At 42.9% G+C, this 16237-nt stretch carries 12 protein-coding genes; 8 read left to right on the forward strand and 4 right to left on the reverse strand.

Going from position 1 to position 16237, the window contains the following annotated elements:
- The first annotated feature begins 34 nt into the window (after positions 1 to 34).
- The 7 genes from FQ608_RS15870 (at position 35) to FQ608_RS15900 (ending at position 9945) form a co-directional block, all read left to right on the forward strand.
- Positions 35 to 3181 (forward strand): SusC/RagA family TonB-linked outer membrane protein, encoded by a 3147-nt coding sequence (locus tag FQ608_RS15870; RefSeq protein WP_158859220.1) that lies wholly within the window; start codon positions 35 to 37, stop codon positions 3179 to 3181.
- Between the two features lie 12 nt (positions 3182 to 3193).
- Positions 3194 to 4936: a RagB/SusD family nutrient uptake outer membrane protein gene (locus FQ608_RS15875; RefSeq protein ID WP_158859221.1), complete on the forward strand. Its 1743-nt coding sequence runs from the start codon at positions 3194 to 3196 to the stop codon at positions 4934 to 4936.
- Positions 4937 to 5053: 117 nt separating this feature from the next.
- On the forward strand, positions 5054 to 6556 hold the full coding sequence (locus FQ608_RS15880) for a glycoside hydrolase family 32 protein (protein WP_158859222.1): 1503 nt from the start codon (positions 5054 to 5056) through the stop codon (positions 6554 to 6556).
- A 149-nt stretch (positions 6557 to 6705) separates the two neighbouring features.
- Positions 6706 to 8046 carry a sugar porter family MFS transporter gene (locus FQ608_RS15885; RefSeq protein ID WP_158859223.1) on the forward strand — a complete coding sequence of 447 codons (1341 nt, stop codon included), beginning with the start codon at positions 6706 to 6708 and terminating at the stop codon, positions 8044 to 8046.
- A gap of 227 nt (positions 8047 to 8273) precedes the next feature.
- Entirely contained in the window at positions 8274 to 9233 is a 960-nt protein-coding gene (locus tag FQ608_RS15890; RefSeq protein ID WP_158859224.1) for a two-component regulator propeller domain-containing protein, read from the forward strand.
- A 287-nt stretch (positions 9234 to 9520) separates the two neighbouring features.
- The gene (locus FQ608_RS15895) at positions 9521 to 9709 is read left to right on the forward strand and encodes a hypothetical protein (protein ID WP_158859225.1); all 189 of its coding nucleotides are present in this window, start codon (positions 9521 to 9523) and stop codon (positions 9707 to 9709) included.
- Positions 9709 to 9945 (forward strand): hypothetical protein, encoded by a 237-nt coding sequence (locus tag FQ608_RS15900; protein WP_158859226.1) that lies wholly within the window; start codon positions 9709 to 9711, stop codon positions 9943 to 9945. Before FQ608_RS15895 ends, FQ608_RS15900 begins: the two co-directional genes overlap by 1 nt.
- 76 nt (positions 9946 to 10021) lie before the next feature.
- Here the strand turns inward: FQ608_RS15900 and FQ608_RS15905 are convergent, their stop codons facing one another.
- From FQ608_RS15905 to FQ608_RS15915, 3 genes are read right to left on the reverse strand one after another with little or no spacing between them, the layout of a single operon-like run.
- Positions 10022 to 11239, reverse strand: coding sequence for a sensor histidine kinase (locus tag FQ608_RS15905; protein ID WP_158859227.1), 1218 nt, complete (start codon positions 11237 to 11239; stop codon positions 10022 to 10024).
- A 1-nt stretch (position 11240) separates the two neighbouring features.
- Positions 11241 to 12293, reverse strand: a complete 1053-nt coding sequence (locus FQ608_RS15910; RefSeq protein WP_158859228.1) for a cobalamin B12-binding domain-containing protein — start codon at positions 12291 to 12293, stop codon at positions 11241 to 11243.
- Positions 12294 to 12295: 2 nt separating this feature from the next.
- Complete coding sequence (locus FQ608_RS15915; protein WP_158859229.1) at positions 12296 to 12592, reverse strand: antibiotic biosynthesis monooxygenase family protein; 297 nt, start codon at positions 12590 to 12592, stop codon at positions 12296 to 12298.
- A 523-nt stretch (positions 12593 to 13115) separates the two neighbouring features.
- On the opposite strand from FQ608_RS15915, the gene ggt reads away from it, so the two are divergent.
- Positions 13116 to 14831, forward strand: coding sequence for a gamma-glutamyltransferase (ggt, locus tag FQ608_RS15920; RefSeq protein WP_158859230.1), 1716 nt, complete (start codon positions 13116 to 13118; stop codon positions 14829 to 14831).
- A gap of 318 nt (positions 14832 to 15149) precedes the next feature.
- On the opposite strand, the gene FQ608_RS15925 is transcribed toward ggt, so the two are convergent.
- Entirely contained in the window at positions 15150 to 16217 is a 1068-nt protein-coding gene (locus tag FQ608_RS15925) for a hypothetical protein (RefSeq protein WP_158859231.1), read from the reverse strand.
- Positions 16218 to 16237 lie beyond the last annotated feature (20 nt).

Consider the following 16237-nt stretch of genomic DNA (forward strand, 5'->3'; position numbering starts at 1 on the left):
AATAATGTATACAACAGATAAACCCATTTAGGTTATGAAAAAACAAATTCTACAGTTCATGCTGATCATGATGGTAGCCCTTCCTTCCTTTGCCCAGCAAAGGACAGTGACAGGGAACGTTATGGATCAATCGGGAGAAGGCATTCCCGGAGTTACCGTTTTGGTACGGGGTTCCAGCCAAGGTGCGGTTACGGATATTGAAGGAAAGTATTCCTTGGAGGCAGGAAGCGATGACATACTTGTCTTCTCTTTTGTTGGTTTTATGTCGCAAAATGAAACAGTTGGTACCAGAAGTATCATAGATGTCACCCTCATGGAAGACATATCCGAAATGGAAGCAGTAGTGGTGGTTGGATACGGCACGCAGCGAAAAGGTGATATGACGGGGGCAATAGTAGCGGTGGATCTGGCTCCTATTAAAGGACAAAGTATGAGTTCTGGTAACCCCATGCAGGCATTGCAGGGCAGGGTGCCTGGACTTCTCGTGGAAAAATCCGGGGACCCTTCAGGCTTGAATAGCCGGGTTCTGATTCGGGGTATTTCCACCCTCGGAAACAATGACCCATTGTATGTGATCGATGGCGTTCCCACCAAACGGCAGGAAGTATTTGCCAGTCTCAATCCGGAGGCAATTGAATCCGTTCAGGTGCTAAAAGATGCTTCGGCTTCCTCGATTTATGGATCAAGGGCGGCGAATGGGGTAATCGTGGTGACTACCAAAAACAGGTCAGCGGGAGCCGATAAGTTAACCGTAACCGTAAATTCAAATGTTTCCGTGTTGTCCGAAAGAAGGCAACGGTACAACATGCTCAATGCGGTTCAAAGAGGTGAAGCTCTCTGGAGAGCATCGGTCAATGACGGAGCGGATCCTACTGGCGGCTATGGGGAAATCTATGATTTTGACTGGAATGGCGATTTCAACAACCCTATTCTAAACGGAGTTTCGGTGAGGCCTTTCGTAGGAGGAAACCCGGATGTCCCAGCGGGAGACACGGACTGGCAGGATGCAACCTATAAGACAGGGTATGTTTTCAACAACGAAGTCACGGTGGCAACAAATTCCGAAAAATCTTCCCTTATGATTAATCTGGGTCATTTTACCAACACGGGCATATTAAAATATACGAATTACGAAAGGTACACCGGCCGGATCAATGCCAATACCTACCTGTTCAATGACAAGGTCAAATTGGGAATTAACTCTCAATTCTCCAATTCCAACGAAACCCTAGCCACGCCGGATGTAGGAAGTGCTCCAACTCCCGGACTAGCCATAACACTAGCCCCAACCATACCCGTCAGGGACAGAAACGGTGAATTTGCCGGACCCTTGGGAGCAGGTTATTCCGATAGAAACAATCCCGTATTAATGCAATATCTGAACCGTTGGGACAATACCCGAAGGGACAATTTCTATGGTAATGTGTTTGCCGAATGGGATATTCTGGAAAACCTAACCTTTAGAACCAGCCTGGGAATTGATTATAACAACTTTCACCGGAAGGATATCGAACCTAGGGTAAATAACGGTTTTATCACAAGAAGTAATAACCGCCTCATCCATGATACCAATGAGTTTTCAAGTCTTGTATTTTCCAATATTCTTAATTACAGATTGGAAAAAGGAGATCACAGATTCGAAGCACTTTTGGGTACAGAATCCATCAAAGATGATTTCTCCAGCCTGGTTTCGATCGCCAATGGTTTTGCGGTCGAGACGGAATCGTACTTTGTTCTAGATGCGGCTACCGGAGCAAGAACAAATACCGGCAGTGCTACGGGGAGCCGTTTGTTATCCCAGTTTGGGAAGCTCAACTATGCTTATCAGGATAAATACCTAACCTCATTTACCATCAGAAGGGATGGTTCCTCCAGATTTGGAAGAAACTTCAGATACGGTGTTTTTCCTGCCGCCACAGTGGGGTGGAGGATCAGTGAGGAACAGTTTATGCAAAATGTCGAAAGTATCTCTGATTTAAAATTCAGGGCGGGATATGGTGAAGTGGGAAATCAAGAGATAGGAGATCTGGCCAGATTTGGCCTATATGAATCGAGATATGGACCCAATCAATCCCAATTCATTGATGGATTCTTCGAAATCTACTACAATGTAGGAACAGCCTATGACATCAACGGCAACGGTACAGGGAATTTACCTTCCGGATTTGTGTCCATCCAAGCCGAAAACCCCAACCTCAAATGGGAGACCACGAAAGAATGGAATCTCGGCTTGGACTTTAGCCTTTTCAATTATGCGGTTTTCGGTTCCTTTGACTTCTTTTCCAGAAATACCAGCGATATCCTTACCCGGCCACCGATCGCCTCAGTAATCGGAGAAGGCCAGCAAAGAGTCTTGAACGGAGCATCCACTTCCACACAAGGGTGGGAATTATCCTTGGGATATACCAAGTCCATGGATAATGGGCTTACCCTTACCGTCAACACCAACTTTGGAGCCTTCCAGGATAAAATTACTTTTTTACCAGAAGAGGTTAGGGCGGCCTTCCCCGGTACGGCGGAAAATTCAATTATCGGCCAGTCCCAGTTTTCTATTTTTGGATTTAGATCAGATGGGTTGTTCCAGAGTCAGGAGGAGGTAAATTCCAGCCCCACACAGGTAGGCGCTAGACCGGGAGGAATTCGGTTCATGGATTTAAACAATGATGGGGTAATTGACTCCGATGACCGGGATTTTATTGGAAATACCTTACCTGCTTTGGAGTATGGATTGGGTATTAACCTCAATTATAAAAACTTGGATTTCGCCATATTTGGATCAGGGGTAGCCGGAAGAATAGGATTGGATCCATACATATTTTGGAACAACTTTGTTCAGGGTAGGGAAAATGCAGGGCTTGGCGTTTTAAACGCCTGGACGCCCGATAATACGGGTTCAGATATCCCTTCCCTTTCTTTGGCCTTCAACGATACCCAAACCTCCGATTATTTGTATAGAAATAACTCTTACTTCAAAATCAGAAATTTGCAAGTAGGGTACTCTCTTCCAAATTCAATTTTGGAAAATTGGAAAGGGGTAAGTGGCATAAGGGCGTATTTTCAGGGCGAGAACCTGATTTGGTTTACTCCTAAAAACTACATCGGCTCTGATCCAGAGCGTACTGATGTTAACAGAATTCCAGTACCTACAGTATTCTCGGTTGGGCTTAACGCTAATTTCTAAAAAATACAACTCATGAAAAATATCAATATATATCTGATGATGATTCTGATCTCCCTCACCATGGGATCATGCTCCGGAGATTTTCTGGAGTATGAACCAAGAGGGGTCTTGTCCAGTGAAAATGTGGCTACTCCCGGAAATGCCGAAGGATTGGTGATTGCTGCTTACGCTGGAATCGGAAATGATGAAATGGTAGGGCCTTTGACTTCTCAGTGGGTCTATGGGAGTGTACGGTCTGACGATGCGTACAAAGGAGGCGGGGGCCGGGGAGATGTCGGTGAAATAGACCGATATGAGCAATATAACCTGACCATACCCGATCAGGGTGACTTCATGGCTCCCCGTACATGGACCAACTACTACAAAGCCATTTCCCGAGCCAATTTTGCGCTGACTGTTATCAATGAAATCCCTTCAGAAGAATATGAAAACAAGACGTTGAGACAGGCAGAGCTAAGGTTTCTCAGAGCCCATTCCCATTTTATGCTTAAGTTGTTATTCAAAAAAATCCCCTATATTCAGGAAGGATTAAGCCAAGAAGAAATGGCCCAGGTATCCAATGATGTACCTAATGATGAACTTTGGAATAAAATTGCTGACGACTTCTTATTCGCCTATAACAACTTACCTCCATCGCAGGACGAAGTGGGAAGAGCAGACAGGAATGCTGCGGCAGCCTATCTGGCCAAACTAAGATTATACCAAGCCTACGAACAAAACGATCAGCATCAGGTGACCAGTATCAATGCTTCCCGATTGGAAGAGGTTATTCAATATGCGGATGAGGTAACAGGAGTGTTGGAGCCGGATTTTGGCAATAATTTCCTGGATGGGCACGACAACGGTCCAGAATCTATCTGGGCAATCCAGTTTTCCATAAATGACGGAACAGTGGTCAGTAGAGTTAGCTACGTAACGGGGCTAAACTCTCCCCATGGAACCGGGTTATATGGCTGTTGTGGGTTCCATTTAGCCAGTCAGAATATGGTTAATGCCTTCAGAACCGGTTCAGATGGGTTGCCTTTGTTGGATAGCTTTAATGAGGTGAATATTTTCAATACCGTCGGACCTGACGGCACATCCACACCGGCCGCTGGGCTAACTGTTGATCCACGAATTGACCATACGGTAGGCATACCGGGAAGACCATTTAAATATCGAAATACTGTCAACCAGCCAGGAGACATGGTTTACAACTTTAGCTGGGCTAGAGATCCGGGAGTATATGGCTATTTCGGAAACATGAAGGAACAGCAGGCCCCGGATTGCTCCTGCTATGTAAAGGAAGGCCCATTTATAGGGACTTCCAAAAACATTGATTTTATCCGCTATGCCGACGTACTCCTCTTCAAAGCTGAGGCTTTAATTCAACTCAACCGATGGAATGAAGCATTGCCATTGATCAATGAAGTCAGAGAAAGAGCGGCGGCAAGCACACAGAGGCCGTTGGCTGCAGGGGCCTCTGATATCTACCATGTGGCCCCTTATGAATCTTTCCCAAATAAGGAGTTTGCTTGGAAGGCATTAAAATTTGAAAGGAGAATGGAATTTGCCATGGAAGGCAGCCGCTTTTTCGACTTGGTAAGGTGGGGTGAAGCAGCGATAGTCCTTAATGATTATCTGGCCAGGGAAAGGGTAAGGCGGGATTTTCTGTCCAACGCCCAATTTACCGCCGGTAGGGACGAATATTATCCTATTCCCCAGAGGGAAATTGATTTTACCAGAGGTGTGTATAAACAAAATTCTGGCTATTGAGCCCATTGAATCAGCTGTCCAAGTTACGGACGGCTGATTTTTTCCAATAATTACGCAAAAATTTGAAATCAAAAATATATGGCATTACCTTCAAAAAATGCATTCAACCATAAGAATATGAAAATCTTTAATCAACTCCTTGCTGTGTTTTTCCTTTTTCTTGCCCTTGCCTGCGCAACAGATAAAAAGGAGGAGACAGCTAACGAATCGAAATTCAATGAACCTTACAGGCCGCAATTTCATTTTACGCCTGCCACGAATTGGATGAACGATCCCAACGGTATGGTATATTATGACGGGGAATACCATTTGTTTTACCAGCATCACCCGGATGGGAACGTGTGGGGTCCCATGCATTGGGGACACGCTATTTCCACCGATTTGGTTTATTGGGAGCATATGCCAGTGGCCTTGGCTCCCGACAGCCTTGGGACTATTTTTTCCGGATCAGCAGTGATGGACCTAGAGAATACAAGTGGTCTTGGTACTACTGAAGCCCCAGCCATGGTAGCCATTTATACCTACCATGATGCTGCAGGTGCAGAGGCGGGCCGGGATGATTTTCAGACCCAAGGTATTGCCTACAGTACGGACAAAGGCAGAAGCTGGACCAAATACGAAGGTAATCCGGTTTTAAAAAACCCTGGGATAAGGGATTTTAGAGACCCAAAAGTGGCATGGGTGGAAACTGCCCCCCAACAAGGAAAATGGATCATGACCCTGGCCGTGAAAGATAAAATAAGTTTTTACTCCTCTCCCAATCTGTTAGACTGGACTTTTGAATCTGATTTTAATACGGAATGGGCCGCTTATGGGGGTGTTTGGGAATGCCCTGACCTTTTTACGCTGACTACGGATGGGGGAGAGGAAAAATGGGTTTTATTAGTCAGTATCAATCCGGGCGGTCCCAATGGCGGATCGGCAACCCAATACTTTATAGGGGATTTTGATGGTAGCAATTTCAACGTAGAAAGCAGCGAAATCAAATGGCTGGATTATGGAACAGACAATTATGCGGGAGTTACCTGGTCGAACGTACCGGAATCGGATGGTAGAAGGCTGTTTATCGGGTGGATGAGCAATTGGAACTATGCGAACATAGTCCCTACCGAAAATTGGCGGTCAGCCATGACACTTCCCCGCTCGCTCCATTTGGTAAAAAAGGGAGATGGCTTCCTGATTGCGTCCAAGCCTGTTGAGGAACTGGAAAAAATCCGGTCCTCTTCACAAAGCTTTTCTGAGGAGGGTTTCTCCCTTACAGAGGAATTGGTCGAACTTGAGCTCCAGCCAAAAGAAGCGGATTTTTCCCTGGAATTCAGTAACGATTCCGGAGAAAAACTCCTAGTTAGCAAAGTTGGAAATCAATTGAGTTTGGATCGAAGTACATCTGGGGAAACCGATTTCTGGGATGGTTTCGGAACAGTTCACCATGCTCCAATAGCTGCTAACAAAGCCGAAAAAGTACACATCTTTCTCGACAGATCTTCGATTGAGGTATTTATCAATGATGGGGAAACGGTAATGACGGAAATCATATTTCCGACCAAGCCATACACAGAGTTGAAATTGACAGGTTTTGGTGAAAACAATTCCCTTTATTACCTGGAATCGATTTGGTAAGATTAAGGAAGAAAAATAAGATAATAAAATCATTATATTAAAATGGGGGGAATTCATTTGAGCATCCCCCCCCCCATTTTTATTAGTTGGATGATAATCAGTAAGGTATTTCAATAACCCGGCTATTGTTCACTCGAAGACTTTAAAACATGCAAAGTAAGAACTATGTCCTTTTCCTGTCCATCACCGCTGCACTTGGTGGTTTTTTGTTCGGGTTTGATACCGCTGTGATCTCAGGTGCGGAAAGAGAGATCCAAAAGCTCTGGGATCTGGACGATTTAAGCCATGGTCTAGCGGTAGCAATAGCCCTCTATGGGACTGTCATCGGTGCCCTGTTTGGCGGAATTCCTGCGGATAAATTCGGACGGAAAACTTCTTTGTTGTGGATTGGTATATTTTATTTGGTATCTGCTATAGGATCGGCTTTTGCCCCTGATGTCATTACGTTTATGGTTTTTAGGTTTATTGGGGGCTTGGGCGTTGGAGCTTCTTCGGTGGTAGCACCCATGTATATTAGCGAAATTGCCCCTGCTTCCCGCCGGGGTCAACTAGTAGCCCTTTATCAGTTCAACATTGTCTTCGGAATTCTGATGGCATACCTCTCCAATTACCTTATTGGAACCGCGATTCTTAATGAGTCTTGGAGATGGATGCTAGGGGTAGAGGCCATTCCTGCTTTGATTTATAGTATACTGATTTTTAGGGTTCCGAAGAGCCCGAGATGGCTCATTGCAAAGAAAATGGATTTGGAAGGTGCAAGGGCGATTTTGTCCAGAACCGATCCGGAAGGAGCGGAGGTAGCCATCAAGCTGGCTATGGAGGAAGCCAAAGCGATGAAGGGTGTTGTTGGCGTTTCTATGTTATTCCGTGGAAAATTCCGGAAAATCAGTTTTATGGCAATATTGATAGCCTTCTTTAATCAGATGTCTGGAATCAATGCCATAATCTATTTTGCGCCTAGAATATTTGAATCCGCCGGCATTTCCACAGAAGATGCACTGGTTTCCACTGTTGGGATTGGCTTGATGATAGTAGTAACTACGATGTTGGGTCTTTTTCTAATTGATAGAATTGGTAGGAGAATGTTGATGTACATTGGATCGGTTGGCTATATCATTTCCCTTTCTCTGATGGCATACAGTTATTTCGGCGGAGCCATAGATTCGAGTTGGTTACCCATATTTGTATTTGCATTTGTTGGGTCTCATTCTATTGGACAAGGAGCGGTAATCTGGGTTTTTATCTCTGAAATATTCCCCAACGAGTTACGAGCGTTCGGGCAGTCGTTGGGTTCATTTACCCACTGGATATTTGCAGCAATTGTGGCCAATATATTCCCTTTTGTTGCAAACAGTTTTGGTGCAGGATATATATTTATTTTTTTTGCTCTTATGATGGTTCTTCAATTGATTTGGGTAGCTACTCGCATGCCTGAAACAAAGGGACGGTCGCTGGAGGAAATCCAGTTGGATCTACAGTCAAATAAATAACCCTAAATGCGCAAACCTTCCAGATTTCGATTATTATCAGTTAGTTGTCTAAATAAGCAGAGTGAAATCTGGAGGGCTTTTTATTTATAGGAGGATCGCATAGTGACGGAAAGTACTTTTTCTTCATGGATCAAAATTTGTATCTGCGAATTACAGTATTTTTAGTTTGAAATCGGAAAAGTAATTAACTTGAAGGAAAATTATTTAAGACTAATGGCACATTAACTATGAAAATACCTGGTTTTATTTTCGTAATTTCTTTTTCCCTATTCTTGGCGGCCTGTGAAGAGCCAATGGAAGAACCGACCGCCCAGCCCTTGCTGAAAGGTTACCACATTACCGCAATGGCGTTTGATGGGCAGGGCAATGCCTGGTTTGGCACCTTGAATCAGGGCCTGATCAAGTTCGACGGTCAGAGCGTAATGGTATATCCTGAAATCACTGGTATGGTAAGGGCCATCAAAGTGGACAGCAAAAACCAGGTTTACATGGCTGCTGATGGTCTTGTGAAATTTGACGGGCAAGATTTTATCCGGTATGACGATAATCCGCTTATGGAAGGCAATGTCACGGCGCTGGACATCGATTCAAAAGACCGTGTTTGGTTTGCGGTGGGAGGATTTAACCATGGAGGGCTGGGCAGGCTGGATGGCGATTCCCTTTCATTTTACACCCCGGACAATTCTCCCTTACCCGCCCACTGGGTAAGTGCGGTGAAGGTAGGAAGCAACGACGAGGTCTGGCTCTCGTCCCAAAGCAGCGTCGGCAACCTGCACTTGGCAAAAATCCGGGAGGAGGACTGGACACTGTTCGATTCAGAAAGCCTTGGTTTTAGCCCGTATTCTATCTCCAACCTCGACGAAAACAGCCGGGGCGAGTTAATCGGAGGCATTGATTATTCCCTTTCCAGCACCATTGCTCTGAGCAGGCCGCCGCTATTTACCTTCGATGAAAGCGAGGGACGGCAGATTATGTCCGACCGACCCTTGTCGGTAATTCAAATCTTCGTAGACCGTTCCGACCGGGTATGGTGTGCCGGATCGGGAGGATATGCCCTGTATCAAAATAATACCTGGACCTACGACGAAGAAACTTTCAAAGAGATCAGCGTTTTTGCCATAGCCCAAGCCCCGGATGGCACCATCTGGCTGGGAACGGGAGATGGGGTTTATCTATTGATGTTGTGATTATTTGATGGTATGATGCTATTACCTGTTTTTCATTTACGGATGGCCATTGCAAATGGCCATATGATTTAGTTTTTTCAAAAGATTTTTCCGTAGATATCAGGGAGAAATTGCAAATTTCACCCAGCAGGAGAAGCAAGAGAATAGTGTTCCTATCAATAGGAGTAAAACGGATATTTGTATTGGCTTGAGTGGAATTATTTTAAATTAAAAATTATTCCCTATTTTAAATGACCAATATAAACAAACATAAAGTCAATGGCTCAATAACCCAGATCAACTTAATTATGAAAACTTTAATCAAAAAATCCTTATACCTTTTTGTATTTTTCTGCGTAGGTTTTCCCTTTCCCGTTGTCATAGCCCAAGTCGCCGCTGAAATTGATGATGAGGTCCTGTTGGAGCTTTACAATGGAGCCAGGGTGACGGATGTGGTGGATGGCATGGTTCCGTCGGTTATATGGATGTGGGTGTAATGGATCCAAAGATAGCCCCACTCTGGAAGGATGTGGAGACTATGGCGCACCGTTTCGCTGGAATAGCTGTAAAAGTCCGGTACGGTCCTACCAATAGACCCATGCACCCCGGTGCGGACCTGACTAAGCCGGAGAATTATGAGGTATACAGGAAATGGCGGGGGATGTGGTATTCTCAGCTTTCCGCTGATCCATTTGGAGAATATCCGGGTTTTCTCCGCCAATCAATAGCTTGACATCAGGTACATTAAAGATCCTGCAAAGACTTAAAGTGTTGCAGGATTTTAAACATTTTCCAACGAGTATAATTATTTAAGATATAGTCCCTTTCTTAATGGTGAAATAAAAGGTGCTTCCTTTGCCTTCTTCTGATTCCAACCAAACTTCGCCTCCCATTCTTTCGATGCTTTTCTTTACCATAGCCAAACCCATGCCTGTACCTTCGTATTGCTGAGGGGAATTAAGTCGTTTAAAAAAATTGAAAACTTGGTGCTTTTGATCTTCTGCGATACCTATACCATTATCCTTTATCATAATGGTATAGGTTTTATCCTTCTCTTCCACACGAATGGAAACAAGTGGCGTTTTCCCTTCGGTAACAAATTTAAAAGCATTGGAAAGAAGGTTTTGAAATACCTGCAGGTAACCTGCAAATGAGCCCTTAATTGTAGGTAATTTTTCGCTGGTAACTATGGCTTTCTTTTGCTCAATTTCAGTTTGAAGAATTTGCTTTACCTCCATAAACACCTCATTCAGGTCCACGGTTTCGGTAGTGGTGAAACTTCCGGAAGACTGATGATACTCCAGTAAATCCGTAAGCATTTTGTTTAGCCTTTGCGCACCGTCCAATGCCATCTCTATATAAGATAGGGCTTTAGGGTCCAAGCTTTCTGCATACTTTTCATGAAACACCGATAAAAAGGATTTCACCATTCTTACCGGTTCTTTTAAGTCATGGGAAACAGAATAAGTAAACAGGGTCATGTTTTGATTAACCGCATTCAGTTCTTTATTCAAAATTTCAATTTTCTGATTTTTACGCACCAATTCACGCTTGTTGTTAATCAATTCGTTGTTCAATGCGGAGAAGTCATTTAATAATGCTTCATTAATTTCCCGCTTCTCAACATCCTTTAGGATATTGACTACCTTTTTTTCAGTAAGCCTTATTTGGTTTGTCTGCTCATTATTAATCAGCATGATTTCTTCCAATGCTTTTTCGGTAGATGTCAGTTCGGTACTTCCGCAGAGTAAAACTGTTTCGTCCAATAAATAGCCGGAAAAAATGTACGAAGTATGTTTATCATTATAGCGTAGTGCAAGGACCGTATTCTCTTCCATGGCATCTTCCTGAATGGAGAGCCAGAAACTACCCAATTCCTTAATGGAAATTGGGGATACCAGACTATGTAAACTTACCGGAAGCTTAATATTTTCCAACAGGCAGGCGGTGTCCAAAAATATTTGAGTTACAATACCTTGGTTATTACACTTCAGGATGATTTTGTTGGCATTCTTTATTTTTTCCATGTTATGGATTTACCAGATTGTTAGCCGTCTGAATTGCCTGATCGGCATTTTCGGCAAAAGCATCGGCAGCTACTTTCTGCCATAGATTCGGATTAGTAAGAAATGGATACCCACCCACCATTATTTTTAAGTTTGCGAAATCCTTATCGTCGCGTATTTTTTTGATTAAAGTCGCAGCCTTGCTTACATGGAGAGGCAGGGTCACCGAAAGAGCCAGAACATCTGCCTTGTATTCTTTTAAATATTTCTGTAAATGAGTATCAGGTAAATTACTACCCAAATAATAGGTGTCCCATCCATCCATCTCAAAATAATCGGTGACCATGCGTATGCCCAATTCGTGCATTTCACCTGAAATAGAACAAGCAACCAATGTTTTCCCGTTTCGTTTGGTAGAAAAAATATGGTGGTATAGGCCCGACATGATCTGCTGGGTTGCGGCAGTACAATAATGCTCGTGGGCGACAGTAATTTTATTACACTGCCAAAGACGGCCTACTTCATATTGGGATACTTGAAAGATAAATTGATACACATCTTTGACTGAAGTGCCATTTTGAACCAATTCTGAAATCAGTAGTGCTGCTTCCTGCCTTTTCCCCAGTAACAAAAACTCCAAATAGGTATTTACTTCATTTTTTAAGGGATTGTCATCAGTGATATATGATAGGATTTCTTCAACTTTTTCATTTAGCTTTTCTTTGGCAGCAGAGATATATTCCTTAGAGACGGCGGAGAACTGGCCTCCCAGGATTTCATGAATGGCTGTTTGGACGAAATTAAGGTTATCTTGAAGGTCTGTCTCCGGAATATTCCTTGATTTTAACATGGCTGCCGCCCAAAGGATATAATTTGCATACATATCCGGGAGATTCATTGTCAATGCTTCAGCCAGAAATTGGAGGTGAAAAACGGCATCCTCATAACAACGGTTTTTGCCCTCTGCGCCGTATCGTTCTATCAGACCGGGATTGCGTTCAAAATGTAAGCTTGTAATACGATTTGCCAGTTCACCTGAATTTTCAGCAAATGATTGTACATTCAGTGTTGTCATAACTAACTGCTGATGTATTCGTATTTCGTTAGCTCCCAACTTCTAGGGATAAGTTTCAAACCTTTGGGGATATTTTTGTGCGATTCCTTTAAATGATTCCGATGCCAGAATTCAAAATCTTCGTCACTTTCCCAATAAGTAATCAGGTGAATTTCCGCAGGGTTATTTATAGGACTTAATACATCCAATCTCACAAATCCTTTGGCACTCTCGACAAATCCAGGCCGGGTTTTAAAAGCCTTTTTCACTTCCTCCTCCATACCATTTTCAACTTTAAATTTACTGACCCATGCTACCATTTTAGCAAAATAAGATTTTAATTCCGTGTATTTTTACTATATCAGGTTAAGCGGTATTATTTAAATCAACTAATGGTTCATAGATTGTCCTATCTAAAAATAAACCAGATCGAAATGGGTTGAATATCAAATATTTAAAGGCTTAAAGCCAAGAAATGGAAGTCACGCACTAATCAAGTAGCGGTTCTTCTATTAAATGGTATACACGGTAACTTATAAAAATAGTGTATTTAATGGATATTAGTAAGTTGACACCCATTATTGATCCGTTCAACAATGATTTATTCATAAAATATACGGCTATTCGGGATTTGAAAACCCGAATTCAGATAAGTGGGATTTGCAATCCCAAACCCTTACATTAAATTTACAATATACTTATTTACCAAATTCACGGTAAAGGAAGTACTAAATCCTAAATCATCATTCAACACTCTGCATTAATAATCCACCAATCTTAAATCAACAATCCCATCAGTCCTGATTATTGCCCAATAAATTTTGAAGTCAAACCCCAAAAAACATGAAATCATTATTCAAATGTTCGATCTACCTCGGTTTAAGCGCCGCTTTGTTTGTAGTCGTTACCCAGGAAGCGATATCCCAGAACAGGAGTTCCGGGAAGAGTTTTGCCACCCGCTCTGAGGTATTGGCACAAAATGGCATGGCCTGTACCAGTCATCCCTTATCCACCCAGGTAGCTCTGGATATTTTAAAACAGGGAGGAAACGCAATAGATGCCGCTATTGCAGCCAATGCGATGGAAGGTGTGGTAGAACCTCATGTAAATGGAATTGGCGGAGATCTGTTTGCGATTATCTGGGATGCAAAAACCCAAAAATTGTATGGGCTTAATGCCAGCGGCAGGTCTCCCCACTCGCTCACAATGCAACATTTTAAAGATCAAAATCTGGAATATATTCCTGCTTTAGGTCCGTTGGCTGTTTCTGTTCCCGGGTGTGTTGACGGTTGGTATGAAATGCATCAAACCTTCGGTAAAATGGAAATGGCCAATATTTTAGCGCCAGCCATTAAATACGCCAAGGAGGGATTTCCTGTGGCGGATGAATTAAGCCAGTCTATAGGTACAAAAAGATACGATGAATATCCTGAATTCAGAGAACACTTTTCCATTGATGGAAACATTCCTAAAAAGGGAGATATTTTAAAACGACCTGACCTGGCCAATACCTTACAGAAGATCGCAAATGGTGGCCGGGACGCATTTTACAAGGGAGAGATAGCCAAAACCATAGATCAGTATATGAAAGAAAACGGTGGCTTTTTATCTTTAAAGGACTTGGCGGACCATCGTTCGGAATGGATTGACCCGGTATCGACCACCTACCGAGGATATGAAGTATGGGAGCTTCCGCCCAATGGTCAGGGAATAGCAGTTCTCCAAATGCTGAATTTATTGGAAGCCTATGACTTTACCGATATTCCATTTGGTTCACCGGAGCACATTCATTTATTCACGGAAGCAAAAAAACTTGCCTATGAAGATAGGGCAAAATTTTATGCAGATCCGGAGTTTAACAAAATACCCGTAAGCACTTTAATATCCAAGGACTATGCGGATGAACGAAGGAAACTGATAAGCAGGCAACAAGCAGGGGCGAATTTTGAGGCTGGAAATCCCGGCCTTAAGGACGGAGATACCATTTATTTAACGGTAGCGGATAAAGAGGGAAACATAGTTTCTTTAATCCAAAGTAATTACATGGGTTTCGGTTCGGGTATGGTGCCAAAGGGGCTAGGATTTATGTTGCAGAATAGAGGGGCATTATTTAACCTGAATGAAGGGGAATTTAACACATACGAACCTAATAAGAGACCGTTTCATACCATAATTCCTGCCTTTGTCACCTTGGACGGGCTACCATTTTTTAGTTTTGGAGTAATGGGAGGCTCATTCCAACCCCTTGGACATGTACAAATCCTGATGAATATGATTGATTTTGGAATGAATATTCAGGAAGCTGGAGATGCTCCCCGATTTGACCATCAGGGATCTTCAGAACCTACAGGAGAAAATTCGCAAGGCGTAGGTATAATCACAATGGAAGTTGGGTTTCCAAATGAAACCGTCAAAGCACTTTATTCGATGGGGCACAGATTCGGATATGCCCCCACCCACGTCTATGGCGGATATCAGGGTATTCGATACGATCCTGTGAATAAAGTTTATTACGGAGCTTCAGAATCCAGGAAAGACGGCCATGCGGCTGGATATTGACAGGAATGGCATTTCAGCTATCAGCTATTCGGGATTTGCAAATCCCGAATAGCTGATAAAAAGGATTTGAACCCCTAAAACCTTATGAATTCTCAATAGCATTTTAAATGCTATATTTTTTTATTTCACAAACTGAAAAGCCAAGATGCTCCCTAATCCCCGCCTTTAATCCCAACTGAAAAATACCCACCCTGCAACCTATAGACAAATTTAAATTGAATTAATGAATTAATTCAATCATCAAAGCGGGATAGAACATGTCTCCGGGGTTTTTAGACTATGGGTTGGGTTGGCAAAAATATTTAAACTTGAAAAAATTTAATTCCCCAATCCTTTTATGACTACGTTACCTGTTCCACCTGCTTGGCAGGGATATTGGAATTCCCTCCTTGCTCCCCGGACATCATTAATAGTTTTATAAAAATCATCCAGATACTTTAAGGTAGACCGGATATACTTTTTGTCCAGAAGTTCACTATTTATATAAAGAGAATAGATATCTTCTTTTAGTTCATTAAAATGAAGGAAGACGCTATCGAAGCCTGCCATTTCATCCATACAAAAGCCCCGGTACCTCCTCTGTCTGATAGATCGCATGTCTAATTCAACTGCCGGCTTGGCGTAAGGTGCGCCGACTATACCTGCATGATCAAAATCATATGGAACGGTAACTGGCCTGGATGAGGAATCAGGAGCAATCAGTTTTATATTTTGTCGGTATTGCACAGACCAGTCCGTATTACCGATCATATATTGAAAGACAGCCATGTTCAAAAAATCATTCCGTACGGTTTGCTCTGGCCTGATCAGTTGCTTGTCAATCGAAATACTGTTGTTTCTTGCGGCCATTTGATCTTCTTCTTCCAGCAAAATCCCAAAAAAAGGGCCCTTGTCCCTTGGATTCAACTCAGGGTCATCCAATATCAGTTCCACCAATTGGGCGCGGAAACTTTTGGGAGAAATCAAGTTATAAAGTTTGTAAACGTAATACTCCTGAAGGACATATTTATCCCCCCTGCAGGGCATTACCAATTTCATTCTGTCCTGTTGGTTAAAGATGGTTCCTTCACGGTTTTTTTTGGAGAAATTCAACAATAATGGAGGATGGGTGCAATTTCCTTTGGCTCTGCGAAAATTACCCCGTGTCCGGCTTCGAATAGGAATGGAAATCAGGGAGGAATCCTCGCCTAGGTAGGATATGGTAATTGGCCGGAATTGCGGTTTACCCGTTCGGTCATTCAACAACTCCTTCAAATCACCTGAGAGTGTAATTGGAATTATTTCATCCCCAAACAACGATATCGGTTGGGCATTCAATAGGCCTGAAATTAGAAAAAGAACAAGCAGGCCTATGGTTTTTATTTTCTTTTGTATGCTGCCATCCATAGTTGCGGCTTTTTATTGGA

The organism is Lunatibacter salilacus, assembly GCF_009797935.1.
Classification (GTDB): Bacteria; Bacteroidota; Bacteroidia; order Cytophagales; family Cyclobacteriaceae; genus Lunatibacter; species Lunatibacter salilacus.